Below are 26308 nucleotides of genomic sequence, written 5' to 3'. Positions count from 1 at the left end.
AAAAGTGGGCTGTTCCAGATAGTTTTATTTATCTGGAACAGCCCACTTTTTTAATAAATAAGCGTCCGCTATTCAGCAGTGTTTACTTTATAAGTCACAAATTTAAAATCTAACGCACTCTTTTCATCATGCATCTGCTCAGACGTTTCTGCCACTTCAAATTCAATTGGCAACTCAGGATAAAACGCATCACCATCAGTAATGTCGGTGTCTACATGGGTCAGTTCAATACGGTCGGTATATATTAAGGCATCGCTAAAGACACGCTCGCCACCAATGACCCAAATCGTATCCAGATGCGCGCCATGTGCCAGACTGGCTGCTTGTGTCAAAGCATCGTCTAGGTTGTGTACCACGTAAGCATTGTCCTTTCCGACGAGGCCTTTTTGCTCAGCATAATCCAATTGGCTGCTGATAATGAAGCTAACGCGCTTTGGCAAAGGCTTACTGCCCATCGATTCAAACGTCTTACGACCCATAATGACGATGCCTTGTATACCACCATCCATTTGTTTGGTCGTCATCTTCTTAAAGTGCTGCAAGTCTGCTGAGATATGCCACGGCAGCTCATTATCCTTACCGATACAACGGTTGCTACTGATAGCAGCGATTTGGGCAACTTCGGTGTGGGCATAACTCATAATCTATCCTTTTTATTATCTTTTACAATTTTAAGCTTATTTAAATCAGTCAATCAGACCAATGCTATACCGCAACTTTCGCTTTGATAGCAGGATGCGACTCATAACCCTCAACATTAATATCTTCGTAATTGAAGGCAAAAATATCATTAACATCAGGGTTAAGCGTCAACGTTGGCAGTGTATGTAGCGAACGCGTCAACTGTAATTCAACTTGCTCACGGTGGTTTTGATAAATGTGGCAATCACCACCTGTCCAGATGAATTCACCGACTTCTAGACCACAAATTTGCGCGACCATATGGGTAAGCAGGGCATAACTGGCAATGTTAAACGGCACACCTAGAAATAAATCTGCTGAGCGCTGATAGAGCTGGCACGACAGTTTATTGTCCGCGACAAAGAATTGAAACATGGTATGACAAGGCGGTAAAGCAACTTGATCTGCTTCGGCAGGGTTCCAGCCAGACACAATCAAACGGCGTGAATTAGGATTGGTTTTTATTTGCTCGATAACCTGAGTGATTTGATCGACACCATCAGCATGGTAATTACCGTCTTCATCTTTGGTTGCGCCATAATTGCGCCATTGATGACCATAGACAGGACCCAAATCGCCAGCAGGTCGATTAAAGCGCGCCGTCTGCTCTGCAGTAGCCCATTCGTTCCAAATTCGTACGCCATTGGCTTGCAGGTAATCAACGTGAGTACTACCACTTAAAAACCAGAACAGCTCATAGGCGATGGATTTAAAATGGACTTTTTTGGTGGTTAATAGCGGAAACCCTGACGCTAAATCAAAACGCAGCTGCGCACCAAAGTGGCTAAGCGTACCAGTACCAGTACGATCGCCCTTTTCAGTACCTGTGGTTAAAACGTGTTTGAGCAAGTCTAAGTAGCCCTGCTCGTTATTGCTGTTAATCATAAAAATGCTCGTCGGTATTGTTTAATATACGGCTTAATAAGCAGCTTGCTTACCCCAGTCATAGATGCCGCGTTTGTAGGCATAGATTAATAAGATAAAGCCAATAATTATCATCGGGGCGCTTAGCATTTGCCCTTTGGTTATCCAGCCTAACAGGATAAATCCCTGGTCAACGTCTGGCTGACGGAAGAACTCGATGATGAAACGGCTGACACCATAACCTAACATAAAAATACCGGTCGCTGCCATACGAGGGCGTGGTTTTGATGAATACCACCATAAGAATAAGAACAGCAGTAAACCTTCAGCAAGCGCTTCATACAACTGCGAAGGATGGCGAGGCAGCAGATACTGACCATTGACTTCAGTCATCAGCTCTTGGAGTTCAGGGTTGGTCTGTAATTGCTGCATATCAGCAGCAGCTGCTTGCGGGAAGTACGTCAACCAATTATAACCACCGTCAGAGACACGGCCCCATAGCTCACCATTGATGTAGTTACCAATGCGGCCAAACAATAAACCCGTTGGTACACATGGCACGACAAAATCTAGTACTTGGAATGGTGTCTTTTTATACTTGCGAGCGAAATATAGCATGCCAAGCATTACGCCGATCAAGCCGCCATGGAACGACATGCCGCCTTCCCAGACTTTGAAAAGATAGGCAGGGTTTTGTAGCAATTCACCGAACTGATAAAACAAGACGTAGCCAACACGGCCGCCTAAAATGACGCCAAGCGCACCAAAGAATACCAAGTCGGACACCATGTCGGTGGTCCAGTTATCGCGTTTGGTGCTGCGATACCAAGCTAGGCCGTAGGCGGCAGCAAATGCCAGTAAATACATCAGCCCATACCAATGGACTTCAACAGGCCCAATGGCTAACGCTACAGGATCGTACTGAGGATGAATCATCATAAGGGCATCATAATATTGGTAATAAAGTGCTGACTATAATAGCAAATTTCATTCGTCGAGCATACACAATTGCTATGATGCCAAGCAGTTAGCATTGAGAAGTTGAACGGTCGATACAGTGCAGAGCACATAGGGTAGGAAGCAGGTAAGATGCTGAATGAAACAGGACAAATAGCTGTAATCGTGAAAAGGTTTCGTAACGGTATGCAGTCTTGGCAGCTAGCAGCTTAGGATAAAAACGCCATTTTTAGCATTATCCAGCGTTCACTACCAAGTGCTTATAAATAAATGCAGTTAAGTAAAAGCAGCTAAATAGCGACCAGATCTTGTACGTTGTTTTCGACCATCGTGTCACCTGCGCCTTGCGATACTACTTTGCCACGTGATAGCACCGTGTAATTATCAGCCAATTCTTCGGCGAACTCGTAAAATTGCTCAACCAGCACAATTGCCATGTCACCTTTGTCAGCCAAGTCACGTAGAACTCGGCCAATATCTTTGATGATAGAAGGCTGAATACCTTCAGTTGGTTCATCCAAAATCAATACGGTTGGTTCAGAGGCTAATGCACGTGCAATTGCCAATTGCTGCTGCTGACCACCAGACAAATCACCACCGCGTCGATGCTTCATCTCATCGAGTACCGGAAAGATATCATATAAGTGTTTGGGTACGTGCTTTGCCTTGCTGCGTGAAAACTTAGCCATACCAATCAAGATATTTTCTTCTACTGTTAGTGTCGAAAAAATATCGCGCCCTTGGGGTACATACGCCAATCCTGCTCGTACTCGCTGCTCGGATGACATCTTACTGATGTCTTTATCATTGAGCAAGATTTGTCCTGATTTAATGGGTAATATTCCCATCAAGCATTTGAGTAGGGTGGTTTTACCCACGCCGTTGCGGCCAAGTACTACGCTGCATTCGCCGATGGGCGCTGTAAGCGAGACGTCTCTTAAAATATGGCTGCCGCCGTAATATTGATTGATATCGTTAATGTGTAACATGGCTGTCTCCTAACATTTGAATCGTTTCCTAATCTCTAAATGGCATAGCAGTTTGTCAATATTATTATTTCAGCTATCAATTCAGCTATCGACCTAAATAGGACTCAATCACTGCTTCATTGGCTTGCACTTCTGCTAACGTGCCTTCGGCCAAAATTGCTCCTTGTGCCAATACGGTGACTTTTTCACTGATGGCATCGATAAAGGTCATGTCATGTTCGACCACAACCAAGGTATGGTTCTTTTTGAGGCGTAGACACAGCTCGGCGGTATGTTCAGTTTCGGCATCAGTCATACCGGCCACGGGCTCATCAAGCAAAATTAGCTTGGGGCTTTGCATTAACAGCATGCCAATCTCTAACCATTGCTTTTGCCCATGTGAGAGCAAACCAGCGGGCTTGTTGATCTTATCGGTCAGGCGAATTTGTTGTAGGGTCGCGTCGAGGGTATCGCGAGTATCGGCATTGAGTTTGTTGAACAAGCTCTTGACCACACGTTTGTCTTTCGGCGCAGCAAGTAACAAATTATCCATCACCGTAAAGTTCTCAAAGACAGTAGGTTTTTGGAATTTACGTCCGATACCAGCTTCGGCGATTTCTTCGGTGGATAAGTTAGCAAGGTTGTGCGTTTGACCAAAAAACACGCTGCCTTCGGTAGGACGAGTTTTACCCGTGATGACATCCATTAGCGTGGTTTTACCAGCGCCATTGGGGCCAATAATACAGCGTAGCTCACCTTCTTCGATATATAGCGATAAGTTATTGAGTGCTCGAAACGAATCAAACCAAACACTTAAATCTTCTAAATATAATGCAATGCCATGGCTAAAATCGACGCCTGATGGCTTTGGATGACTGCGGCCAGTACCGCCGTGAGTACTTCCATACTCATTAATAATTTGCTCAGTCGTTGACGGTTTATCATTTAGCATTATTGCTTCTCCTTTTTGAATCGATCGAACAAGCCCATAATGCCATTGGGTAAAAACAACGTCACGACGACGAACAGTCCACCTAATATCAATAGCCAAAACTCAGGGTAGGCGACCGTAAAGTAAGTTTTCACAGCATTGACCACACCAGTACCTAAAATCGCGCCAATTAAGCTTCCTCTACCACCAGTCGCTACCCAGACGGCTATCTCAATCGAGTTCACTGGGTTCATCTCGCTCGGATTGATAATGCCTACCTGCGGCACGTATAGCGCACCTGCAATACCAGCGATGACAGCTGACAATACCCAAGCGGATAGCTTGTACCATAACGTACGGTAGCCTAGATACTGCAAGCGATTTTCGCTATCACGAATGGCGCCAAGCACTCGCCCATAAGGCTGATTCATTAAATGACGCAAACCCATATAAGAGACTAACAATGCTAAGGCCGTGACAAAGCACAGCATTGAGCGAGTAGAGGCAGCGGTAATGTCGTAGCCTAAAAGGGTAGTAAAACCAGTAAAGCCGTTATTGCCACCGAAGCCTGTCTCATTACGGAAGAACAGCAAGGCTGCCGCGTAGACCATGGCTTGAGTGATGATAGAAAAATAAACGCCTTTGATCTTGGAGCGAAAGGCAAAGAAACCAAAGATAAAAGCAACCAAGCCAGGCACTAATACAACCAGTGCGACTGCCCACCAAAAGTTTTGCGTGCCCGCCCAGTACCATGGCATCTCGGTCCAGCTCAAAAATCGCATAAAATCAGGAAGCGCATCGCCTGCTGTCTCACGTGTTAGGTACATGCCAAACGCATAACCCCCTAAGGCAAAGTACAGGCCATGTCCCAAGCTCAAAATACCGGCATAGCCCCAGACGAGATCTAGTGCCAAAGCGACCATGGCTAAAGCCATTATTTTGCCAATCAGAGTAATCCAGTAGGCTGAAAGGTGAAAGGCTGATGTCTCCGGCATAAGATGTAGCCAAGGCAGTATCAGTAGTACGGCAAAACATAATCCAATTAAAACAGCACTACGCGGGGTATCAGACAGTAATTTGGTCAGTATCATAGGAATCTCCTTATTCGACAAAGCGGCCTTTGAGTGCAAATAAACCTTGTGGCCGTTTCTGAATAAACAGAATCACAAGAACCAACAATACAATCTTAGCCAGTACTGCACCGATACCAATCTCAAGTACCGTACCGCTGACTCCAAGTCCTAAGGCAGCCAATACTGCGCCCCATACTTGTCCGACACCGCCGACAACGACGACTAAAAAGGTATCAATAATATAGGTTTGACCCAGATCAGGACCCACGTTGCCTACTTGAGCAAGGGCACAGCCAGCCATACCAGCCAGCCCAGAGCCCAAACCAAATGCCATCATATCAATACGTGCAGAGGGGATACCGACAGCACGTGCCATTTGGCGATTTTGAGTGACAGCTCGTATAAACAAACCAAAGCGAGTTTTGTTAAGTAAGTAAACCAGTAGCGCTACGACGATGACCGTGAATACGATAATGGCAATACGGTTATAAGGTAGTACAAGGCTTGATGACACTTGATACGCGCCGCTCAACCATGCTACGTTACTGACTTCAACGTTCTGCGCACCAAAAATCATACGTACCAATTGCATCAAAATCAGACTGACACCGAATGTCGCCAATAATGTCTCTAGCTCACGACCATATAATGGGCGAATGACAATGCGCTCGATAATCATACCGATGACAGCGCTGACTAAAAAAGCGGCTGGAATAGCGGCAAGCAAATACCAACCTGCCATATCTGGCATATAAGCTTGAAAGAAGTTTTGCACCATATAAGTGGTATAGGCACCAATCATGATTAGCTCACCGTGCGCCATGTTAATCACGCCAAGCAAACCAAAGGTAATGGCGAGACCAAGCGCGGCGAGCAGTAAAATACTGGCAGTACTCATGCCAGTGAAAATATGACCCGTCCATGTGCTGATTTCGATACGGCGTGACACGCTAGATTCAGCATCGATAAGTGCAGCTTTAAGCGAGGCATCTAAGCCATCAGCCGCGAGAGCAGATTCAATATCGACCAAAACTTGTGGGTTATCACTATCTGCAAGTAGGTTCACAGCTGCGATTTGAGTGGGTAGGTCACCATTTTTGAAATCTATACGAGCCTGTAATGCGGTTAGCGCTTTTTTGACTTTAGCACTGTCTTCATTTGCCGCTGCTGCGGTAATAATGGCTGGATCTACTTGGTCAATGTTGTTGGCTAAAATATCAACTGCTTGTAGTCGCTGTGCAGGTTTGTCAGATGCTAGCTTGACCTTAGCTTGTCCAAAAATGAGCGCCGAGCGTAGGGCGTTGGTCAGGGTGATTTGTGATAAATCACTTGGCCAATCTGCCGTTTCTTTTTTATCAGGATAAGTAAATAACTGATCATCTTTATTCAGTAAATACGTTTGCCCACCGTTGCCTTGATAAAGCTCATCATTTGCAATGAATTCAACCAAGCTATCTAAACTTTCAACCGATCCAGGCCAGTCACTTAACATGGTTTGACGCTTACTAAAATCACCCGCTACAAATTGTTGAATGGCATCGCCTGAACTTGTAGAAGTTGCTGTTGAAATATTTGAGGTATCTGAGGTGCTGGCTTGAGGAGAAGTGGCTGCGTTGACAGGTGTGACCAAAGATTGCTCACTATGAATGGTATTCGTATCGTGGTCATGTACCTGACCATCATGATCCGCATATGCTGTGGTGGTGAAAGTTGTTATGCATAATGCCATCAATGCAAGTAACCGCAGAGGCGCATAAATTGAAAAATGAGCCGCCTGCTGCATGACTTCACTGACTGATGCTTTTGGACTATTACCAGGTTCGGATGATGTTCGCCCTGCAAATGGGCGTAAAATATGGCGCTGCATGTGCGGCTCCCTGTTTTTACAGACAACAAACCCTTAGCTTCTATTGCTTAGCGGACTAAGCAGTAGAAGTGTTGATAAGGTTTGGAGGTATTTAAAAGTTGAGAATAAGTGTTAAAAATAAATGTAGAGAGTAGGCGATGGGTCGTTTATTTATATCGTTTATCCAGCTGGCTACTCTCCATGCGCTTTTCAGTACCACTTTACTTAGGAGATGTTCTATTTAGGAATGTATTCGCTCCAAGGCTGCGCTTGAATAACCTCTGGCGTTTTAAAAATCGTATCAAACTGGCCATCGGCACGGATTTGACCAATCATGACTGGCTTCCATAGGTGATGGTTTTTATCATCCATTTTCAATGTGTAGCCAGAAGGCGCATCAAATGTCTGACCAGCCATGCTGATACGCACCTTATCGACATCGGTGGTACCCGCTTTTTCAACGGCTTGTTTCCACATGTTGATACCCACATAGGTAGCTTCCATTGGATCATTGGTCACGACTTTTTCAGCATTCGGTAGTTTTTGGTCTAATGCATATTGCTTATAGCGTTTGGTAAATTCGCTATTGGTTGGGTTTTTGATCGACATAAAGTAGTTCCATGCCGCCAAATGACCTTGTAGCAGGCTGGTATCGATACCGCGTAGCTCTTCTTCGCCGACTGAGAATGCCATGACTGGAATGTCTGACGCTTTGATGCCTTGGTTCGCCAGTTCACGATAGAACGGGACGTTTGAATCACCGTTGATGGTAGAAATTACCGCTGTCTTTTTGCCCGTTGAGAATTTTTTAACGTTAGATACGATGGTTTGATAATTGCTGAAGCCAAATGGTGTGTACTCTTCCATGATGTCTGCATCAGCCACGCCTTTCGATTTTAAAAAGGCCTTTAAAATCTGGTTGGTGGTACGTGGATAAACATAGTCAGTACCTAACAATACAAAACGCTCTGCACCGCCACCTTCTTCACTCATTAAGTACTCTACCGCTGGAATGGCTTGCTGATTTGGTGCCGCACCCGTGTAAAAAATATTTTCTGATTGCTCTTGTCCTTCATACTGGACTGGATAGAACATCAATCCGTTTAATTCTTCAACCACTGGCAGTACTGATTTGCGTGATACCGAGGTCCAACCACCAAAGATGACATCTACTTTATCTTGAGTGAGTAGCTGACGGGCTTTTTCGGCAAACAATGGCCAATCAGAAGCAGGGTCGACGACTACAGGTTCTAGCTGCTTGCCCAGTACACCACCATTGGCATTGATCTCATCAATGGTCATGAGTGCCGTGTCTTTTAGAGAAGTTTCAGAGATGGCCATGGTGCCAGATAGCGAATGTAAGATGCCCACTTTGATCGTGTCGCCATCAGCGGCAGGGGTAGTCGTTGTCTCTGTAGTGGTTTCGGCCGTTGTCTCTGTGGCTGTCGCGGTTTCGGCAGGTTTTTGACAGGCAGCGAGACTCAAGCTACCAACGACGGCAATCGCTAATAATGAAAAGCGTGATTTGATTTTGCCGTGCAGATGAGTGTCAACAAATTGAGGATTGGCTAAAGTTGGTAACGAAAACATGGACATCTCCTAATAAATACAAAAGATAAAATATTGCTCCTGAACACTTATTAAGAGTTCAAGTTCCGTGCCAAGTAAAAAAAGCCAATAATCGTGTAATAATTGAGCAATAATTAAGTATTGTTTAATATATTCATTAATTTAGTGCATGATTACTAATACATTGCACCATAACAGGGAAATGGATAAAAGTTTGGTGCAGCGTAAAATAGACGAATGATTGATAGACAGTCCGTTATTGCTAAAATGCTATAAAACGGCTACGGTATTGTTGGGAAGAGAAGTACTATTAGCCGCTAAATAATGTTTTTTAAGCAACATTGGCCTGATGCTATATATTGCCGCTTTTTTATTCACCAGCAGACCTTTGCGCTGATGCCATGATGGATTTTTATTTCTAAGGAATGATGTATGAACGCACGATTAGCACAGTGTTCTATCTCTATGGATAATGCAGGCTTACGAAAGCTGAGCAAACAGATGACTAAAACTGCGGCAATGCCACTTGTTTTTTTGAGCACTGCTGCCTTTGGATTGTCTAGCGCCCAAGCTGCGGTGAGCGTTGTGGAGAACGTGACTATTTATCAAGGGCTTGCCAGCGTGACACGGGCGCTGCCGATTACAGGTAGCGGTGAGCAAACCGTTGTATTTTCGTGCTTGTCACCTCAAATAGACAAAGAAAGTCTGAGCGTACAAGCGATGGACAGTGCCCGTGTTGGTGAAATCAGTATTGAGGAGCTAACAGGAGAGCAAGCAGCCCAGTGCCAATATCAAGGGGATGCTAAGGTGCAGACGCAGCAAAATACTTTAGCTAATATCAATGCTGAATTAGAAGCGGCCCGCTTAGCAAAAGCTTACTTGCAGAATTTGACCAAAGCCACGCAGGTCAATACAGATAGTACGATTGCCAATAACGCGCGTGATATAGAGTCTCAAGCGACCAGTATTAATCAAAGAATTTTAGAGATTCAGCAGCGGCAAGCGCGTGCGCAAGATGCACTGAATCAGCTGATGGCAGGTAGCGCGACATCAACCTTTAATAATGTGACACAGGTGAGTGTACGCACCGCCAGTCGCACGCCAAGTACCCTTAAATTGCACTACCAAGTGAGCGGTGCAGGTTGGGAGCCTGCGTATCAAGCGCGTTTAAATACAAATAGCGAGCAGTTAAGTATCACGGCCTCTGCGATCATCGCCCAGCAAACGGGCGAGAATTGGACAAACGTACCTGTGACACTCAGTACCGTGAACCCCAATCAGAGTACGACGGGACAACTGCCGTATGTGCAGCGTTTGTCATTATATGAAGAGAATCAAGATGCTAAGGTTAGGCGTGAGTCACCTATGATGGATGCCGCTCCTGTTATGATGGCAGAAACGGCTTACACCAAAGGAGCAGCAGCGCCTATGGCACCGCTACCGAATTTCACCGTCAGTAGCCAGAATAAAAATGGCATCATCGAGTATCGCTTACCGCAGCTGGTCAGTATTCCAAGTGATGGCAGACGAGTACGTACAGTGATTGGAGAGCAATCTGGTAGCAGTAAACTATGGATTCGCAGCACACCAAGCGTCGAGACGGCCGCCTACTGGTATGCATCAGCGCCATTTCTAACACCAGACTGGGTAGATGGTTCGCTACAGCTGTACCGTGATGACAACTATGTAGGTCAATCACGTTATAGCTACCAAATGCTAAAAGAGCAGGGGATTGGGTTTGGTAGCGATTCAAATATGATGGTCAAAGAGCTGACCAATGAAGACAAGCAAGGTGAAAAAGGTGTGCTAAACCGTACGCAAACCTTAACAACCACCAACGCCTATCAATTTACCAATCAGCATAATCGCGGTGTGCGTTTGCAAGTATTGGGCAGTGAGCCTATCAGTCGCGACGACAGTCTGAAGGTTACGGTCACTCATACGCCGCCTGTGACCGAGCGAGATTGGAATGACAATCAAGGCATAGTGGCATGGGAGTTTGACTTAGGCAGTAAACAGTCAAAAGTGATACGCTCGACGTCTCAAATCAGCTATCCTGCCAATAAACTATTGAGTGGTAACTGATAAGCAATGCCTAATGAGAGCGTGTTCTCGTTTTAAAAACGATGATAAAAATGAGCACACGTCTTGGCAAATAAGGTCACGACCGAAACCTGATTTGCTAAAAGCATTGGTATAACAGAAGATTATTATAAAAGGAGTGCTATGTGTATTGTCGCCATTGCTTGGCAGTTATTTGATGAGTTGCCATTGGTATTATTATCTAATCGTGATGAGTTTTTTGAGCGTCCAACGGATCGGCTGTATCAGTGGTCTGACCAGCCTATTTATGCCGGACGTGATCAACAAAGTGGCGGCACGTGGTTAGGGATTCATCAAGAAAAGAAGACAGGTTTTTTTGAGCAAAACGGACGCTGGGCAGCAGTTTTAAATTTTCGTGATGGTGTGCAGGCAGGGACAGATGAGCGTTCGCGTGGTGCACTCGTGACTGACTTTTTGACAAGTTCTATCAGCCCAATGGATTTTGCCCGCCAACTTAATTTACAAGCGTATGCAGGCTTTAATCTGATCGTTGGCGATACATCACAAGCCGTCATCGTCAATAATCGCGGTCATGCGCCAACGCCATTGTATGCAGGTTTGCATGTGCTTTCTAACGGTCAGCCAGAGGACAGTTGGTTTAAGACGGAAAGACTGCGAGGAAGGCTGCGCCAAGAGGTGTTACCACTCATTGCCGAGGACAGCCGCGACGACTACTGGCAGTCGGCCGCCTTTGATGTATTGTCTGATAGTACACCCGCACCATCAGAGGATTTGCCAAATACTGGCGTAGCGATTGATATCGAGCAAATGCTATCTTCTGTTTATATTGCCCCTTTCGCTTTTGCCAATAGGCAAGCCAACCAGCCCACTTATGGAACACGGACGCAAAGCATTCTGACGTTGCGCAAAGCTGAGAATCAAGACAGAGATACGCCTTCAACATTGGTGGCTCAACTGGTCAGTCGTGAATGTAACTCTGAGTGAAAGTGATGGTATCACTAGGGTAGAAAATTGATGTTGTCAAACGACAGCCAAAAAAATACCCAGGGTAATCACTAATGCTGCTAGCGATTATCGTGGGTATCTGTATTAATGATGGTAGCTGGTTTACATCAGCAAGTGATTGTCTTGTTCAGGGATAATCAGTTCTTGCCTTAAGGGAAGCTCGCGTACCAGTTCTTGCAAGGCACGGCGATAAACGCCTCGTTTAAAATGAATCACTTGTCCAAGTGGATACCAGTAGCTGACCCATTGCCAATGGTCAAATTCAGGCTTCCCTTCATCGAAGCGGATATGTTGTGTGTTTGGCTCATCTAAGCGCAGCAAAAACCATTTTTGTTTTTGCCCAATACATAAGGGTTGCTGACCGTGTCGCACGTAGCGTTTAGGCAGTCGATAACGCAACCAATCTTGCGTTACTGCCAATAATTCCACATGACGCGGATGTAAGCCGACCTCTTCCCAGAGCTCGCGATACATTGCATCCATCGGCGTCTCCCCACGGTCGATACCACCCTGCGGAAACTGCCAAGCGTTGTGACCAATACGTTTTGCCCACAGAACCTGCCCTTGTGTATTTGCCAAGATGATGCCGACGTTGGCGCGAAAGCCGTCTGCATCTATCATGACTAAACCTTTTTAATGTGTTTAAAAATAGCTTGTCTTGTGCTTATATTTTGACAGTAATCGTAGTTATTATAAGGTGATTGTTATCAATATAAGCTCAAAACGAGACTCATTACCGTCATTAAACCAAGAAACAAGCAAAATGTGTAACAGTATTTTGCTATAAAATGTTTCGTAAGTTTTACCTTTTAAAATCAATAGTTTATAAATAGACTTTTGTAGGTTTTAAGCGGGTTATATGGATAAGGTACAGCCGTAGACTAAATAGTAGAGAAATGCTCTATAACAGATTCTATTTAAAATCGACCCCCACATATCTGTATGCCGCTATGAATACGGCTTATATACTACTCATAAATGATAAAGACAGTATAAATGATAGCCATCGCACGGTAGTTGATTCCAAAGTGGGTCGACTGCAACACAGTAGCGCCATAAAATCTTGCTTTGGCCTGTGCTACACTAGCCCATCTATATGGATTTAAACGATGATTACTCTAAAAATAACAGTAGTGTAATCTCGCTTAAAATGTCATTTTATAGGCTTGAGTGTATCTCTCACACATTGAATCAACGATACAACAAACAAATAATATACCTATCAGAATAAGGACAAACAACCATGTCAGAATCAAAAGCAAGTGTCGTATGGCAAGAAAACAAAGCCTTTATGGGCGTGTCACCATCAGGACATAATGTACAGATCGATGCAGACAAAGAAAAAGGCGCCAGTCCAATGGAGCTGATTTTATTAGGGCTTGGCGGCTGTGCCAGCTATGATGTGATATCGATTTTAGAGAAATCTCGTCAAGAAGTGACCGATGTGCGTTGTGAATTGACGGCTCAGCGTGCTGAGACGATCCCAGCGGTCTATACCGATATTCATATGCATTTTGTCGTGACAGGTCAGGATATCAAAGATAAGCAGGTTGAAAAAGCCATCCATTTATCAGCAGAAAAATACTGCTCAGCCAGTCGTATGTTAGTAGCAGGTGGCGTTAACATTACTCATGATTTTGAAATCATAGCAGGCTAAGGGCTCATATAATAATGAATGCATTTTTTGAGTTGGTATCTAATACGTCAGCGTCCGCCATATGGGCAATGGTGGCAGCAAGTTTACTGCCATGGCTAGTATCCATCGTGGCAAAAGCATCTGGCGGTTTTAAAGTCAGAAATAATGCACATCCTCGCGATTTTTTTCAAAATGCGACAGGCGTGGCGGCACGTGCTAATGCCGCACAGCAAAACAGCTATGAAACCTTACCAATATTTTTGGCCGCCGTATTAACGGCGATGCTGTTCTTCGTACCGCAGTCAATCATCAATATATTGGCATGGTTATATGTGCTGATTCGGATTGGTTTTTGCGTGGCTTATATCACCAACTTATCGATGTTTCGTTCTATCCTTTGGGCGTTATCGATGGCTTGCTGTTTGATGCTGTTCTATTTAGCGATTCGAGTGAGTGTATAACACTAGAGCGTTAACTTTATACGCCCTAGATCAACCAAATATCAGCAGGTGATTATTGTTGTATGCTAGATTGTAGCGCACTGATAATCACCGCTTTATTTTTTTCTCGTTTGATACTGTCCCATAAAACTTTTGCTTCGCTATAGCCTTTGATGAGCATCGCGAGCCATTGCTTGTAACGACCCACCAATATCACCTCAGTTTTAGCCCGACCTTCCAAAAATTTTATCTGATGGCTGACCATTGCTTCCCACGATAACGTTGCCGCATTCAGCATGGCATCATCTGAACCGCAATCCACACGAGCAACCAAATCTGGACGGGTAACCGCGCCGCGACCTAACATTAGATGGGTTGTTTCTGCCTGCGCCATGCAATTATTTGCATGTTCCGCATTCCATATTTCACCATTGGCAATCACTGGAATATCAAGCGCGTTAAAGCTCTGGATTTTGTCCCAGTAGGCAGGTGGCTTATAGCCTTGAGTTTTGGTTCGTGCATGAATAGTGAGCCAATCAGCGCCACTAGAGGCAATTGCCTCACGAATATCATCCATGCGGCTGGTATCGGTGTAACCCAAACGAATCTTGGCAGATACAGGTATATGAGCAGGCACTGCTTGACGCACCGCGCTGATAATCTGATACATGGTTTCGGGTTCATCCAACAATACTGAACCACCACGATGGCTGTTTACCGTCTTAGCAGGGCAACCAAAATTGATATCAATAGCAGGTGCACCCAGCTCGGCAGCATAAGCGGCGTTGTCTGCCATCAGTTGCGCTTCGCTTCCTAAAAGTTGCAAATGAATCGGTGTGCCACAGGCAGTTTTGGCATCATGGCGCAGTTCTGGCACGTATTTATAAAACACATGCGCTGGCAAGACGTGTTGAGTGATGCGAATAAACTCACTAACTGACCAATCATAGGGACGGCCTAAATCTGCCGCAATCTGCGTTAAGATTTGCCGCATTAAAGGATCCGTTAAGCCTTCCATTGGCGCAAGTAAGCGGACGGGATTGGCAAATAACTGACGGATGGTATTTTGACGTGCTTGACGTTGCTGACTATTATTCATGCTTGTGGTTCACTGCTAGAGGGTCGTTATAAAAAAGATAGACTAGGAATTTAGAATGGCAAATACGAAAAGTGCCTAAGTTAGGAAAATTAAGTATTACCAAAAATCACTTTTTTGCCTGTCTGCAATCCTGATATCAAGTCTTTAATATGATGTATGTCCAAATTGCTCTGAGCACGCGTGCAAGCCACGTAGAGCAAACGCAACTCTTCTGGACTTATCTTGACTGCATTGGTGGTGACATCATAATAAAAATCATCGTCCAACTGCACCTTTCCCCATTCGAGCCCTTTGGCTTTGTGAGCGGTAGAGATGACATAGTCCGCATTTTCGATACTGGTTAAGCTGTTCACTGCTTGGCTTAATACATTGGTACCATGGTCATCGACCAACTTTACAAGTGTTTTGAGGTCGCTGCCTTCGTTGGTTTCGGCATACTCTTGCACGTCACCCCAGTTATAGAAGTAGGCCAGTTCAGGCACACCATAAGCCGACTTGCCATTTTTTAAATTTTCGGCGGCCTGACAGAATTTCAGCATACGGTCAGTGTCCGCTTGCAGCGCCACTCTATGACCGAGCTTAAGGCCAGTTAATAGCTGCGACATTGCAGCAGCATTAGTGCGACAGAGAATGGCGTCTTTTTTACTGTGCACCATGCCTTTGTCAGTAGAGGACTGCTTATTCGGGTTGCCTTTGAGCGGTACATCTTCTTGTAAGGCTTTTAATAAGGTATTGGCCACTTCTGCAATTGGCTCGCCAAAACGAAATGACTGCGTTAACAAGGTTTGCGGCAGCGGCAGTTTTTTCATGGCATTGACCGCACCGCGCCACTCGTAAATCTGCTGATGCGCATCACCCACATAGATGACCTGTCTCGGCTGCTGGGTCAAAATCCCCATCATCAATGGGTCGGCATCTTGGGCTTCATCGAACAAAATAAAATCTGCTGGAATACTTGGCTTAGACAATGCCCATAGCTTCAGGTAAATATCATGCCCAATGCCAGCAGGATGACGCGCATCTATCGACTGTAGCCAGCGCTGCTCGACGGCAGGGTAGAGCATCTCACGTAATTGCTCTGCATCAGAATCATCGAGCCAACTTGGGAAAATTATGTGTCTGGGGGCAGGGTAGCTGGCATGCGTACTACAAAAGTGACTCACTGCATCACTGACAAACCGCGACAATCGGGCTGGCGTGAGTGTGATGTATTTATTAACCCCATCCATTTGCCGACGGACTTGTACAGGTTGCAAGCCTAAATCATCACCCAGACGCTTGGGTGAAAAGCGCGGCAATGAGAGTTTTGCGGTGATGTCACGAGCCACATGACGATACGCAAGTGAGTGAAAAGTACGACATTCCACATGTGGTGGAAACTTTGAGCGAGCATCATTAGCAATCGTTTTGTTAAAGGCTAAATATAAGCCACGTCCACGCAGGCGCTCACCGATTAGCTTTAATGTCGTGGTTTTACCAGCACCCGCATAAGCCACCACTTTGAATGACTTGTGATCCATCGCCATATTGAGCGCATTCAATTGCTCATCAGTGGGATCGCTCATATAAGCTGGCATCGATGCGGACATAATAAAACTACCTAATACAAAAAATGATTAAAAACAAAGGGGGCAAAAAAAGCCACTGGATAAACAATGGCTTTTAAATAATAGCTTATAAAGGATAGTACTAAAACGTACTAACTAAAATATGATAATAAGCATAAGGCTTATTCGTGGGATAAGAGTCAAACAATATAAGAACTAGATTAAACCATGGACTTATGCAGGCCTAATCTTAGTAAGATACGCGCCAGTCAGTGGTGCTATTTTAATACAAATCATCGTGTTAAGGGCTTTATTTTTTATCGATCAATACTGATGCTAGAGCAGGGCTACGCTCTTCTTTGATCAGAATTTTCGATAAAAACAAACCAAGCTCAAACAACAACCACATCGGAATAGCCAGCATCAGCATCGATACGCCATCGGGAGGTGTAACGACTGCTGCCACGGCAAAGCAGCCCACAATAATATAGCGGCGTTTGTCTTCTAGACTCTGAATGGAGACAATGCCAGTCAATATCAATAGCAAAGTGACGACCGGAATCTCAAAGGTTAAGCCAAATACCATAAACAGTTTTAGCGCAAAGCTTAGATAACTGTCAATATCTGTCATCGGTAGGACGTTTTGCGGGGCAAACATAATAAAGAATTTCAGGACGCCTTTGAGCACAACAAAATATGAAAAGGCTACCCCTGCATAAAACAGAAAGATAGAGGATAGTAATACTGGAATCGCGATTTTCTTTTCTTTTTTATATAGACCAGGTGCTACAAACGACCAGATTTGATACAAAATATAAGGCATAGCAAAGAATGCAGCGACAAAGACCGTCAGACGTATCGGTGCCATAAAGTTAGAGGTAATGTCTGTCGCAATCATCGTCGAATTAGCAGGTAGTTGTGCGACCAAAGGGTCTGATAGTAGGTTGTAAAGCTCGCGCGAATAACCGACTAAAGCTAAAAATATCACCAATATCGCCACGCATATTTTGATCAAATGCCGACGTAACTCAATCAAGTGCTCAGTAATAGGCATGTCACCCAGTGAGCTTAAGACATCAGTAGAGGCTGTTTTTTCAGTAGACTCAGTGTTGCTGATAGGCTCGCTGTTTCCTAAAGCTTGCCCATTCCCGACCGTATCTGTACTAGTCAGTTTTTCTTGGCGGCTTTTTTTGCGTTTAAATAATCCCATCAGTTAGCCTCCTGATTCTTGACAGAAGACGGCATGCTTACTGGGCTGTTTAATAAAGTATCGGCTTTATAATTCGGCAGATAAGGTGGCATAGGTAGCCTGCGTGCTTTGTCATAAGTACCAAGTCTAAACCACATATTTTCCCAAGGACGTGTGACAATCGTTGGAGTGTCAGTCTTTGGAGTGGCAGCGGCTGGAGCGGCCGATACTTTACTATGCTCATCGCTCATGTTTGCATCATCGTTGATATCGGATGCTACCGTATCAGCCTCTAGGGTTTGATGACTGTCTGACATCGGAGTATTTTGCTCATCAGTCGCGTAGGCATAGTCAAATGCTTTTGGTTTGGCTGCTTGATGTGATTGCCGCGTACCATCACTGTCATGAGACTGCGAGTCATTTGATGTTTTTAGAGAATGGCTTTGTGAGTTTTCAAAGGCTTTCATATTGCCACGCATTTCAGCCATCTCACGCTTCATGTCGGCCTCAGTTTGGCGAATTTTGGCCAGCTCTTTTTGCATCTGTTGGCGCGTCTCTGCCAAGTCCAGCTCCGCCTCTATCTCAGACTGCAAAGTAGACACCGTACGTCGAATTTTGGCATACCACTGCCCAGCAGTACGCGCGGCTTGCGGTAGCTTTTCGGGGCCCAAGACAATCAAGGCAATCACCCCAAAAAGGAGTAGTTCAGAAAACCCAATATCAAACATAATGTTCCGGTATCACTGTCTAGATGCTATACATTGTGCTTATCATCAACCTTAGTGGTTGCTGGGCGCTCTTCGGTATGTGCCGTGCCATCATGGTCGAGAACCACCTGTTTTTTGGCATGCTCAGTATTTTCGTCTTTGACCGCTTCTTTAAAGCCTTTGACAGCGCCGCCCAAATCTTTGCCAGCATTTCTCAGTTTTGAGGTGCCAAATACGACAACCACAACGACCAATAGTATCAGCCAATGTGTAATAGAAAAACTACCCATAACGGTATCCTTGTGACTTGGTTTTCAGTCTTTATACGAGTGGAGTTTGTTCCATATAAGGATTATGAATGAAACAAACAGCATCAGCATATAATGCGAGATAAATCAGAGCTATATTATAACCTGCACTTATTACAAATTGGTGAAACCAACAGCCATCAAATACGATAGGCAGTTATTTTATCTCTCAAATGCTATCTGGACGCTTTTTCATCGATGCCTGATAACCCAAACCGTCTTCCTAACTCATTTAGGACAGCATCTGATTCGATATCAAACCATGCCAACCCAACCAAGGTATGGAACCAGACATCGGCCACTTCATAGATCAGCTCATGACGGGCGGCGTCATAATGCGCTTTGTTTTGCGCTTCATCACAATTTGCCAAATCTTTGGCAGCGATGATGCTCTCTGTACTCTCTTCACCCACTTTCTCGAGTATTTTATTCAAGCCCTTCGCATATAGGCTTGCCACATAAGAGCTGTCAGCATCAGCATGTTTTCGTTCTGCTAGTACGCTATCGAGTTGCTGAAGCACAGAACCTTTATGCGCGTGTGCTTGACGGTCATCATCACCAGAGTTCATCGCAGTATGTTCGGTATTAGACTGGGTGCTGGCAGGTTTGGGGGTGTCATAAATATCAGCAGGGTCTTTTAGTACCTTATCGACTGTGTGCCACTCAGGTGTCGCGCCAGACAGATCCAAACTCTGATAAAAACAAGATTCACGGCCAGTATGGCAGGCAATGCCACCTGCTTGGGTCACACTCAGTACGATCACATCGGCATCACAGTCTAAGCGAATATCATGTACCGTCTGCGTATGACCTGATGATTCGCCTTTATGCCATAGTTTGGCACGCGAGCGCGAAAAATAAACCGCGGTTTGGGTTTGTGCAGTGAGCGCTAGCGCTTCTACATTCATCCACGCCATCATCAAAATGCGACCTGATTGGTAATCTTGTGCAATTGCAGGAATCAAACCATCAGTGTTGAAATTTACGGCAGTCAGCCAAGCAGGTAAAGTCATAATGTATCAGTCATCTTATAAGTAGGAAGTAGAAAAGGGTAATGAGTGGTGAAGTAAATAGATATATGATTTTGATAAATATAGGGTGTGAGCGAGACGGTTGCCTTGATAAGGCAATGATAAAGGCCATAGTGCTACTAGAGCTGAATGATTAGTAGAGCAAACCTTCAAACATATCAGATATTAGCAAGTATTTTAAATCCTAAATAAATGCGGATACAGTGCTTCTTTGGTCGCATTATCAATGATAGTCACTTTGTTGAGATGAAAATCATAGTTGACGAAGTGTTGTTTGGCTTTTGCGACAGTCTCGCCCGTGTGCATGCGAGTGACTTTCATCACTATATTGCCGCCATTATCATACAACGGCTCAACGCCGACCTCAAACAAAAGCGCTTCACGCACCCGTATACGGGCAGTAATCTCCAACTGCAATGTATCAACGATCAGGCCTTGGTGATCTGCATTGACTTCTTTAATACCTTTGGCATATAAGAATCGCAGCCGCGCCTCAGACAGCAACGCTGTGAGTGATTCGATAGTGACATATTGATTCATGTCCGTTTCGGTATGACGCACACGCATTACTGCTTCGAAAACAAATAGATCATCATTAAACACCAGCGCCTGTTTTGACACATTGCCTCCTAGGTTAATGGTCGGCAGACATACTCTGCTTCACATAATGTGTGCTGGTCGTATTAAACTGATTACGAGGTTGTTGCCAAACTTAATAGCCATCAATCGCAATAGCTATCAAACTTAATAAAAGCTAAGCCCAATCACGGTAACTAAGCGCTTGGTTTTATCGGCACCCAAACCGTCTTATCGCTTAGTATCTACTTAATCACAGCTTAAGCATACATTCAATCTATTTGGTGGATTTTTGGCAAAAATATCTTCATTTATGCAAAATCTGATCAGATAGGATAGGGCGGTATTGCGCGTGCTTATTTGCCTTTGTTACCTAATGGCGTTGCACCGAAACTTTCCTTGGCAAAACAGCGTACTATCTGCTAAAATACGGCCTCCCACCTCGAGGCAAATAGAGGTTTAGTGCTTGTTTTTAAAGCCACTATTCGTTATGTACTATTTGACGACCAGGTTCTATCAAAGACAAAGAGGCAAATCATCATGAAAGTTAAGATGAAAACCAGAAGCGGTGCAGCTAAACGCTTCAAAAAAACAGCAAACGGCTTCAAGCGTAAGCAAGCAAACAAAAGCCATATCTTGACCAAGAAATCAGCTAAGCGTATTCGCCAGTTGCGCGGTCTTAAGATGGTGGACAAGTCTGACGAAGCAGCAGTTCGTCGTATGTGCCCATACATCTAATAGCCTGTCGTCATATGCATTTAATTAAGCGCTATTTAATTAATAGCCACTTAATTAAAAATATTTGACCTTGCAATCTGATAACGATGTCTACTATTCGATGACATCGTAATTCGTTTAATAATGATTAAAAATATCTTGGAGTAATTTATGGCCCGTGTAAAACGTGGTGTACAGGCGAATCGTCGTCACAAAAAAATCCTAAAACGCGCAAAAGGCTACTACGGTGCCCGTTCACGTGTTTACCGCGTAGCGGTACAAGCAGTGACCAAAGCTGGTCAATATGCTTATCGTGACCGTCGCAACAAAAAACGTACCTTCCGTCGTCTTTGGATTGCACGTATTAATGCTGGTGCACGCTTAAACGGTTTAAGCTATAGCCGCTTTATCAATGGCATGAAAAAAGCTAACATCGCAATCGATCGTCGCGTTCTAGCTGACATCGCTATGCATGATGCAGCGACTTTCACAGCATTGGTTGAAAAAGCAAAAGCGGAACTAGCATAAATATTAGCCTATCTAAATGAATAGCACTAATATTGATTAATAGTACGATATTAATAAAAGCTACCGCTGGTCGGTGGCTTTTTTTATATTAAATTATTTTATGCATATTCGACGTTGAGGTTTTATTAACATCAAAGCATGCTTATCATCGTCTAAATATTCAAGCCATTCTTATAAGCAGTCTTTGTATGAATTTTTATATGAACATAACTGAATAAATGGTTTGCAATATTTGGTCAAGTCCCTAAAATTAATGGTCTGTTTAAATCAGGAATAATGCGTCTTATGACTACCCCTGCTGCTATCAACGACTTGTCGGCGCTACCGACCTTATCCTCAGAGCTCAACGAGCTTAACGAAAATCAGCTCATTGAGTTTGCTAGTGCTGCTGAAGCATTAATTTCACAGATTAATGATGCGCGTGAGTTACAAGATTTGCGTGTGCAATTGACGGGTAAAAAGAGCCCGTTAACTGGCTGGTCAAAGCAGATGGGTAAGCTCAGTGCTGATGACAAAAAAACTTACGGTGGCTGGTTGCATCAAGTACGTAGCCGTATTCAGCAGGCATTGACTGATCAGCAGCAGCAGCTAGAAGTTGCTGAGCTGAACGCTAAGTTAGAAGCTGAAAGCATTGATATTACGCTGCCTGCTCGTGGTGGTCAAAAAGGTCATTTGCATCCAGTCACGATGATTACTCAGCGCATGCAGCAGTATTTTATTCAAGCAGGCTTCAATGTCGCAACCGGCCCTGAAGTCGAGAGCGATTACTATAATTTTGAAGCACTCAATATTCCGTCGCATCATCCAGCACGTGCGATGCATGATACATTCTATTTTGATGCGCATTACCTACTGCGTACGCATACCAGTCCTGTGCAGATTCGCACGATGGAAAAGAATGAGCCGCCTATTCGCATTATTTGCCCAGGTCGCGTCTATCGCAATGACTCAGATCAAACCCATTCGCCGATGTTTCATCAGTTAGAGGGGCTTATGGTTACTGAGTCGAGCACCTTCGCTGAGCTAAAAGGCCTGATTAGTGAGTTTTTAGAAGCATTTTTTGCCAAAGAACTGACTGTTCGTTTCCGCCCATCATTTTTTCCGTTTACTGAGCCTTCTGCAGAAGTAGATATCTTAGATGATAATGGCAAGTGGCTTGAGGTCATGGGCTGCGGTATGGTACATCCACAAGTACTGACCAATTGCGGCATTGATGCTGAAAAATACACTGGCTTTGCATTTGGCATGGGTATTGAGCGCTTTGCGATGCTTTATTATGGTATTGACGATTTACGTCTGTTTTTCCAAAATGACGTACGCTTCTTAAAGCAATTTGGCTAGAGTTTTCCTTATGCTTATATAGTCAGTTCAAGATAATTTAGATACAAGGAAGGCGAGTGAAAGTGCTACAAATTGTAGACTGAGCGAGCTTGACGCTGCATCTAGTTTATATAGGATTTATTATAGCAAGTGAATTCGCCAAGCGTTACTCCAACACTTTATTATAAAATTCTGATCCGAGATATTTATGAAAATTAGCGAACAGTGGCTACGTCAATGGGTGAACCCCACGAATACCAGCGAACAGTTGGCCGAACAGTTAACCATGGCAGGACTAGAGATTGATGATCGCTATGCAGTTGCTCGTGCCTTTAGTGGTGTGGTCATCGGTGAAGTTGTCAGCGTTGAGCAACATCCAGACGCGGACAAACTGCGAGTCACGCAGGTAAATATCGGTGAAGCTGAGCTGCTACAAATCGTATGCGGCGCACCTAATGTCACCGTTGGTATGAGAGTACCTGTTGCCACCGTTGGGGCAGTGCTGCCAAGCGATGATAAAAAAGGTTTTAAAATTAAAAACGGTAACCTACGTGGCGTGGCCTCTAACGGTATGCTGTGCGGTGCTTCTGAGATTGACTTAGTTGACGATATCGATGGCTTGCTTGAATTGCCAGCAGATGCACCAGTTGGTAAAGATATCCGTGAATACTTAGGCTTGGACAATCAGATATTAGATATTTCGATCACACCAAACCGTGGTGATTGCTTTAGTGTTCGTGGCATCGCGCGTGAGATATCTGTCATTAATGATTTATCTATGCAAATGCCAAGTATTCCTGACAATGTAGCAGTCAACGCTAACGGCGCAACGCCAGCCGTCACGGTAAGTGCCGTCGAAGCCTGTCCACGCTACTTATTACAATCGATTAGCAATATTGATCGTAGTATTGAGGCACCAAAGTGGATGCAAGATGCCCTCGTTCAATCAGGACTACGTTCACACAACTTCTTGGTTGATGTGACTAACTATGTATTGATGGAGCTGGGTCAGCCGCTACATGCTTTTGATGCAGATACTATCGTTGGTGATATCGTTGTTCGTCTGGCACAGCCTGCTGAGACCATTACTTTGCTCAATGAGCAAACCATTACTCTAACGGGTGATGAGCTTGTGATTGCTGATGATAAAGGCGCACTGGCACTGGCTGGTATCATGGGCGGTCAGCGTAGTAGTGTGACTGATAGTACGACCAATATTGTTGTAGAAAGTGCTTTCTTTGGTCAACTTGCTATCGCCGCTCGTGCACGCCGCTTTGGTTTACATACTGATGCATCGCAACGTTTTGAGCGTGGGGTAGATTTTGAGTTACCAGAAATCGCATTGGCACGTGCTTGTGATTTGATTATTAGCGTCACTGGTGGTCAAGCGGGTCCTATCGTGAAAGCTGAGAGTGCTGAGCATTTACCAGCACGTGCGCCAATTACTTTGCCAATCGCGAAAGTACGCGATGTTATTGGGATCGATATTGACCCAACAGAGATGGTGCGTATCTTAACCCAATTGGGTTTTGACGTAGAGCAGCAAGCCACCGAACTTGTTTGCAAGCCGCCGTCTTATCGCTTCGATATGAGTATCCGCGAGGATCTCATCGAAGAGATTGCTCGCATCTATGGCTATGACAATATTCCAAGCGTCCTGCCACATCTGCAAGTTAGCATGGATTATGATGATACCGCAGATTTGACTCATGAGATGAAGCTAGCATTGGTCGATACTGGTTATATGGAAGCGATCAGCTTTAGCTTTAGTGATGCCAAACTAGAAGCCTTACTCGATGATGAAGCACTGGGTGAAGTCTTGGCACTGGCCAATCCAATCTCTAGCGATTTGGCAGTGATGCGCCGCACTTTGTTATCGAGCTTATTACCTTGTGTACAATACAATCTGAATCGTCAACAACCACGTGTGCGTTTCTTTGAGACAGGTCTGAGCTTCGTCGGTCAGAGTATCAGCGAATTAGTACAGACCCCGAGCATTGCTTTGGTTGCTGTTGGTGATGTATGGGATGAGCAAGCTTATCAAAATCGTGCTTTAGATTTTTATGATCTAAAACACGACATCGAGCAGCTGTTACCAGCACAGATCGATAGCACCCGTATTCGCTACGAGCGTAGTGCATTGAGCTTTTTGCATCCGGGACAAAGCGCCAAATTATACATTGATGAGGTGTATGTGGGTTGGCTCGGTCAGTTGCATCCAAAGACGGCAAAACAATTAGATTTGCCAACGACATGGGTAGCGCAGCTATCACTTGCACCATTATTGGATATTACCCGTGAGCAGCACACCATCACTACGCTAAGTAAGTTCCCACAAGTACGCCGTGATATTGCTATCTTGGTAGACAGTGATATCAGTGCTCAAACATTAGAGTCAACGGTACGAGTCGCCGCTGGTCAGTTGCTCACTGACTTATGGCTGTTTGATGTCTATCAAGGCGACAAAGTACCTACCGGTCAGCGTTCATTAGCATTTGCACTTATTTGGCAAGACAAAGCACAAACGCTGTCTGATGATGCGGTAAAGGTTGCAACGGATAAAGTAGTACAAGCATTAACAGATAAACATTCAGCACAGCTACGCGACAGCTAATACTGTGTATCTGTAATACCCAATGCTCTGCAGTTTTCTTGTTTGGAGGACTGCAGAGCATTACTATTCGTAAAAATTATTATTCATAGAAATATGTTAAGTGGTTATTAATAAAGGATTTTCATATAGATTGTGCTAAAAGACAGTCAAAAAACCTTTATAATAGCCAGTCTTAATCCTCATACCGCTAAACCATGATATTCGACCATCACGACATAGCATAGGAGTCGTACTGTGAGCACCTTAACCAAATCTGACATGATTGAGCATTTAATGAGTCACCTAAACCTAACGCGCCAAGAAGGTCGCTGTCTGGTAGAGAACTTTTTCGATGAATTGTCAGAGAGTTTGATTGACGGCAAAGAGGTCAAGCTTTCAGGCTTTGGCAACTTTGAGCTTAAAGACAAAAATAGCCGTCCTGGCCGTAACCCAAAGACGGGCGAACCAGTGGCAGTATCTGCACGTAGAGTAGTGACTTTTAAAACGGGACAGAAGTTCCGTCAAAAGGTAGATGAGCGTCTGTTCGAGGCTTAATTGATGCTGGCATATTGATAAGATGGATGTCTTATGGGTTTTTACATACAACTCATAAGATATCTAGTACACGTTTATATATCGCTATTTCCTAGCTTATGGCT

At 44.4% G+C, this 26308-nt stretch carries 25 protein-coding genes; 9 read left to right on the top strand and 16 right to left on the bottom strand.

What is annotated here, in order from left to right; all coding sequences use genetic code 11:
- Positions 1–68 precede the first annotated feature (68 nt).
- The 8 genes from IP485_RS10375 to urtA all read right to left on the bottom strand — a co-directional run bounded on the left by IP485_RS10375 (position 69) and on the right by urtA (position 8862).
- On the bottom strand, positions 69–641 hold the full coding sequence (locus tag IP485_RS10375) for a dihydrofolate reductase (protein ID WP_198327168.1): 573 nt from the start codon (positions 639–641) through the stop codon (positions 69–71).
- 64 nt (positions 642–705) lie between these two features.
- On the bottom strand, positions 706–1566 hold the full coding sequence (locus IP485_RS10370; RefSeq protein WP_198327167.1) for a thymidylate synthase: 861 nt from the start codon (positions 1564–1566) through the stop codon (positions 706–708).
- Between the two features lie 33 nt (positions 1567–1599).
- Positions 1600–2484, bottom strand: a complete 885-nt coding sequence (gene lgt, locus IP485_RS10365) for a prolipoprotein diacylglyceryl transferase (protein WP_198327166.1) — start codon at positions 2482–2484, stop codon at positions 1600–1602.
- 308 nt (positions 2485–2792) lie between these two features.
- Positions 2793–3491, bottom strand: a complete 699-nt coding sequence (gene urtE, locus IP485_RS10360) for an urea ABC transporter ATP-binding subunit UrtE (protein WP_198327165.1) — start codon at positions 3489–3491, stop codon at positions 2793–2795.
- Positions 3492–3576: 85 nt separating this feature from the next.
- Positions 3577–4389, bottom strand: a complete 813-nt coding sequence (urtD, locus tag IP485_RS10355; protein WP_413787031.1) for an urea ABC transporter ATP-binding protein UrtD — start codon at positions 4387–4389, stop codon at positions 3577–3579.
- Positions 4390–4421: 32 nt separating this feature from the next.
- Positions 4422–5492, bottom strand: a complete 1071-nt coding sequence (gene urtC / locus IP485_RS10350) for an urea ABC transporter permease subunit UrtC (RefSeq protein ID WP_198327163.1) — start codon at positions 5490–5492, stop codon at positions 4422–4424.
- A gap of 10 nt (positions 5493–5502) precedes the next feature.
- On the bottom strand, positions 5503–7341 hold the full coding sequence (gene urtB / locus IP485_RS10345; RefSeq protein ID WP_227686517.1) for an urea ABC transporter permease subunit UrtB: 1839 nt from the start codon (positions 7339–7341) through the stop codon (positions 5503–5505).
- Positions 7342–7557: 216 nt separating this feature from the next.
- Positions 7558–8862 carry an urea ABC transporter substrate-binding protein gene (urtA, locus tag IP485_RS10340; protein ID WP_198327237.1) on the bottom strand — a complete coding sequence of 435 codons (1305 nt, stop codon included), beginning with the start codon at positions 8860–8862 and terminating at the stop codon, positions 7558–7560.
- 459 nt (positions 8863–9321) lie between these two features.
- Here urtA and IP485_RS10335 point away from each other — a divergent pair, with 459 nt between their 5' ends.
- Together IP485_RS10335 and IP485_RS10330 are read left to right on the top strand one after the other, a co-directional pair.
- A complete protein-coding gene (locus tag IP485_RS10335; RefSeq protein WP_198327162.1) occupies positions 9322–10974 on the top strand; it encodes a DUF4139 domain-containing protein in 1653 nt (550 codons plus the stop codon).
- 141 nt (positions 10975–11115) lie between these two features.
- The gene (locus tag IP485_RS10330; protein ID WP_198327161.1) at positions 11116–11937 is read left to right on the top strand and encodes an NRDE family protein; all 822 of its coding nucleotides are present in this window, start codon (positions 11116–11118) and stop codon (positions 11935–11937) included.
- A gap of 123 nt (positions 11938–12060) precedes the next feature.
- On the opposite strand, the gene IP485_RS10325 is transcribed toward IP485_RS10330, so the two are convergent.
- Positions 12061–12579: an RNA pyrophosphohydrolase gene (locus tag IP485_RS10325; RefSeq protein ID WP_198327160.1), complete on the bottom strand. Its 519-nt coding sequence runs from the start codon at positions 12577–12579 to the stop codon at positions 12061–12063.
- A 622-nt stretch (positions 12580–13201) separates the two neighbouring features.
- On the opposite strand from IP485_RS10325, the gene IP485_RS10320 reads away from it, so the two are divergent.
- The gene (locus IP485_RS10320; protein WP_194364993.1) at positions 13202–13615 is read left to right on the top strand and encodes an OsmC family protein; all 414 of its coding nucleotides are present in this window, start codon (positions 13202–13204) and stop codon (positions 13613–13615) included.
- 14 nt (positions 13616–13629) lie between these two features.
- Entirely contained in the window at positions 13630–14055 is a 426-nt protein-coding gene (locus IP485_RS10315) for an MAPEG family protein (protein WP_194364992.1), read from the top strand.
- A 52-nt stretch (positions 14056–14107) separates the two neighbouring features.
- Here the strand turns inward: IP485_RS10315 and IP485_RS10310 are convergent, their stop codons facing one another.
- The 7 genes from IP485_RS10310 to IP485_RS10280 all read right to left on the bottom strand — a co-directional run bounded on the left by IP485_RS10310 (position 14108) and on the right by IP485_RS10280 (position 20536).
- On the bottom strand, positions 14108–15133 hold the full coding sequence (locus IP485_RS10310) for a tRNA dihydrouridine synthase (protein WP_198327159.1): 1026 nt from the start codon (positions 15131–15133) through the stop codon (positions 14108–14110).
- An 89-nt stretch (positions 15134–15222) separates the two neighbouring features.
- Positions 15223–16722, bottom strand: coding sequence for a UvrD-helicase domain-containing protein (locus tag IP485_RS10305; RefSeq protein ID WP_198327158.1), 1500 nt, complete (start codon positions 16720–16722; stop codon positions 15223–15225).
- Positions 16723–16990: 268 nt separating this feature from the next.
- Positions 16991–17890, bottom strand: a complete 900-nt coding sequence (tatC, locus tag IP485_RS10300) for a twin-arginine translocase subunit TatC (RefSeq protein WP_198327157.1) — start codon at positions 17888–17890, stop codon at positions 16991–16993.
- The gene (gene tatB, locus IP485_RS10295) at positions 17890–18597 is read right to left on the bottom strand and encodes a Sec-independent protein translocase protein TatB (protein WP_198327156.1); all 708 of its coding nucleotides are present in this window, start codon (positions 18595–18597) and stop codon (positions 17890–17892) included. The genes tatC and tatB overlap by 1 nt, the downstream gene beginning before the upstream one ends.
- Before the next feature lie 26 nt (positions 18598–18623).
- On the bottom strand, positions 18624–18866 hold the full coding sequence (gene tatA, locus IP485_RS10290) for a Sec-independent protein translocase subunit TatA (RefSeq protein WP_194364987.1): 243 nt from the start codon (positions 18864–18866) through the stop codon (positions 18624–18626).
- A 194-nt stretch (positions 18867–19060) separates the two neighbouring features.
- Entirely contained in the window at positions 19061–19897 is an 837-nt protein-coding gene (gene hisI / locus IP485_RS10285; RefSeq protein WP_198327155.1) for a phosphoribosyl-AMP cyclohydrolase, read from the bottom strand.
- Between the two features lie 195 nt (positions 19898–20092).
- Positions 20093–20536: a thioesterase family protein gene (locus tag IP485_RS10280; protein WP_194364985.1), complete on the bottom strand. Its 444-nt coding sequence runs from the start codon at positions 20534–20536 to the stop codon at positions 20093–20095.
- A 495-nt stretch (positions 20537–21031) separates the two neighbouring features.
- Here IP485_RS10280 and rpmI point away from each other — a divergent pair, with 495 nt between their 5' ends.
- From rpmI to IP485_RS10255, 5 genes are all read left to right on the top strand, one after another.
- Positions 21032–21229: a 50S ribosomal protein L35 gene (gene rpmI, locus IP485_RS10275; RefSeq protein ID WP_010197866.1), complete on the top strand. Its 198-nt coding sequence runs from the start codon at positions 21032–21034 to the stop codon at positions 21227–21229.
- 150 nt (positions 21230–21379) lie between these two features.
- Positions 21380–21736 carry a 50S ribosomal protein L20 gene (gene rplT, locus IP485_RS10270; protein ID WP_011281252.1) on the top strand — a complete coding sequence of 119 codons (357 nt, stop codon included), beginning with the start codon at positions 21380–21382 and terminating at the stop codon, positions 21734–21736.
- Positions 21737–22021: 285 nt separating this feature from the next.
- Positions 22022–23077 carry a phenylalanine--tRNA ligase subunit alpha gene (pheS, locus tag IP485_RS10265; protein WP_198327154.1) on the top strand — a complete coding sequence of 352 codons (1056 nt, stop codon included), beginning with the start codon at positions 22022–22024 and terminating at the stop codon, positions 23075–23077.
- A gap of 187 nt (positions 23078–23264) precedes the next feature.
- A complete protein-coding gene (pheT, locus tag IP485_RS10260; RefSeq protein WP_198327153.1) occupies positions 23265–25670 on the top strand; it encodes a phenylalanine--tRNA ligase subunit beta in 2406 nt (801 codons plus the stop codon).
- Positions 25671–25904: 234 nt separating this feature from the next.
- The gene (locus IP485_RS10255; RefSeq protein ID WP_194364982.1) at positions 25905–26204 is read left to right on the top strand and encodes an integration host factor subunit alpha; all 300 of its coding nucleotides are present in this window, start codon (positions 25905–25907) and stop codon (positions 26202–26204) included.
- The last annotated feature ends 104 nt before the right edge of the window (positions 26205–26308 follow it).

The organism is Psychrobacter sp. NG27 (assembly GCF_016106655.1).
GTDB lineage: Bacteria > Pseudomonadota > Gammaproteobacteria > Pseudomonadales > Moraxellaceae > Psychrobacter.
The sequence above is the reverse complement of the archived record's forward strand: the minus strand, read 5'-3'. Positions and strand labels throughout refer to the sequence as shown.

Bases quoted from the DNA above. Each gene is read 5' to 3' on its own strand.
- lgt (WP_198327166.1), bottom strand. From the start codon at position 2,484: ATGATGATTCATCCTCAGTACGATCCTGTAGCGTTAGCCATTGGGCCT.
- urtC (WP_198327163.1), bottom strand. From the start codon at position 5,492: ATGATACTGACCAAATTACTGTCTGATACCCCGCGTAGTGCTGTTTTA.
- rpmI (WP_010197866.1), top strand. From the start codon at position 21,032: ATGAAAGTTAAGATGAAAACCAGAAGCGGTGCAGCTAAACGCTTCAAA.
- IP485_RS10305 (WP_198327158.1), bottom strand. From the start codon at position 16,722: ATGTCCGCATCGATGCCAGCTTATATGAGCGATCCCACTGATGAGCAA.
- pheS (WP_198327154.1), top strand. From the start codon at position 22,022: ATGACTACCCCTGCTGCTATCAACGACTTGTCGGCGCTACCGACCTTA.
- IP485_RS10325 (WP_198327160.1), bottom strand. From the start codon at position 12,579: ATGATAGATGCAGACGGCTTTCGCGCCAACGTCGGCATCATCTTGGCA.
- hisI (WP_198327155.1), bottom strand. From the start codon at position 19,897: ATGACTTTACCTGCTTGGCTGACTGCCGTAAATTTCAACACTGATGGT.
- IP485_RS10320 (WP_194364993.1), top strand. From the start codon at position 13,202: ATGTCAGAATCAAAAGCAAGTGTCGTATGGCAAGAAAACAAAGCCTTT.
- pheT (WP_198327153.1), top strand. From the start codon at position 23,265: ATGAAAATTAGCGAACAGTGGCTACGTCAATGGGTGAACCCCACGAAT.
- tatB (WP_198327156.1), bottom strand. From the start codon at position 18,597: ATGTTTGATATTGGGTTTTCTGAACTACTCCTTTTTGGGGTGATTGCC.
- IP485_RS10370 (WP_198327167.1), bottom strand. From the start codon at position 1,566: ATGATTAACAGCAATAACGAGCAGGGCTACTTAGACTTGCTCAAACAC.
- IP485_RS10335 (WP_198327162.1), top strand. From the start codon at position 9,322: ATGAACGCACGATTAGCACAGTGTTCTATCTCTATGGATAATGCAGGC.
- tatA (WP_194364987.1), bottom strand. From the start codon at position 18,866: ATGGGTAGTTTTTCTATTACACATTGGCTGATACTATTGGTCGTTGTG.
- IP485_RS10315 (WP_194364992.1), top strand. From the start codon at position 13,630: ATGAATGCATTTTTTGAGTTGGTATCTAATACGTCAGCGTCCGCCATA.
- tatC (WP_198327157.1), bottom strand. From the start codon at position 17,890: ATGGGATTATTTAAACGCAAAAAAAGCCGCCAAGAAAAACTGACTAGT.
- urtE (WP_198327165.1), bottom strand. From the start codon at position 3,491: ATGTTACACATTAACGATATCAATCAATATTACGGCGGCAGCCATATT.
- IP485_RS10375 (WP_198327168.1), bottom strand. From the start codon at position 641: ATGAGTTATGCCCACACCGAAGTTGCCCAAATCGCTGCTATCAGTAGC.
- urtB (WP_227686517.1), bottom strand. From the start codon at position 7,341: ATGCAGCGCCATATTTTACGCCCATTTGCAGGGCGAACATCATCCGAA.
- IP485_RS10310 (WP_198327159.1), bottom strand. From the start codon at position 15,133: ATGAATAATAGTCAGCAACGTCAAGCACGTCAAAATACCATCCGTCAG.
- rplT (WP_011281252.1), top strand. From the start codon at position 21,380: ATGGCCCGTGTAAAACGTGGTGTACAGGCGAATCGTCGTCACAAAAAA.
- IP485_RS10330 (WP_198327161.1), top strand. From the start codon at position 11,116: ATGTGTATTGTCGCCATTGCTTGGCAGTTATTTGATGAGTTGCCATTG.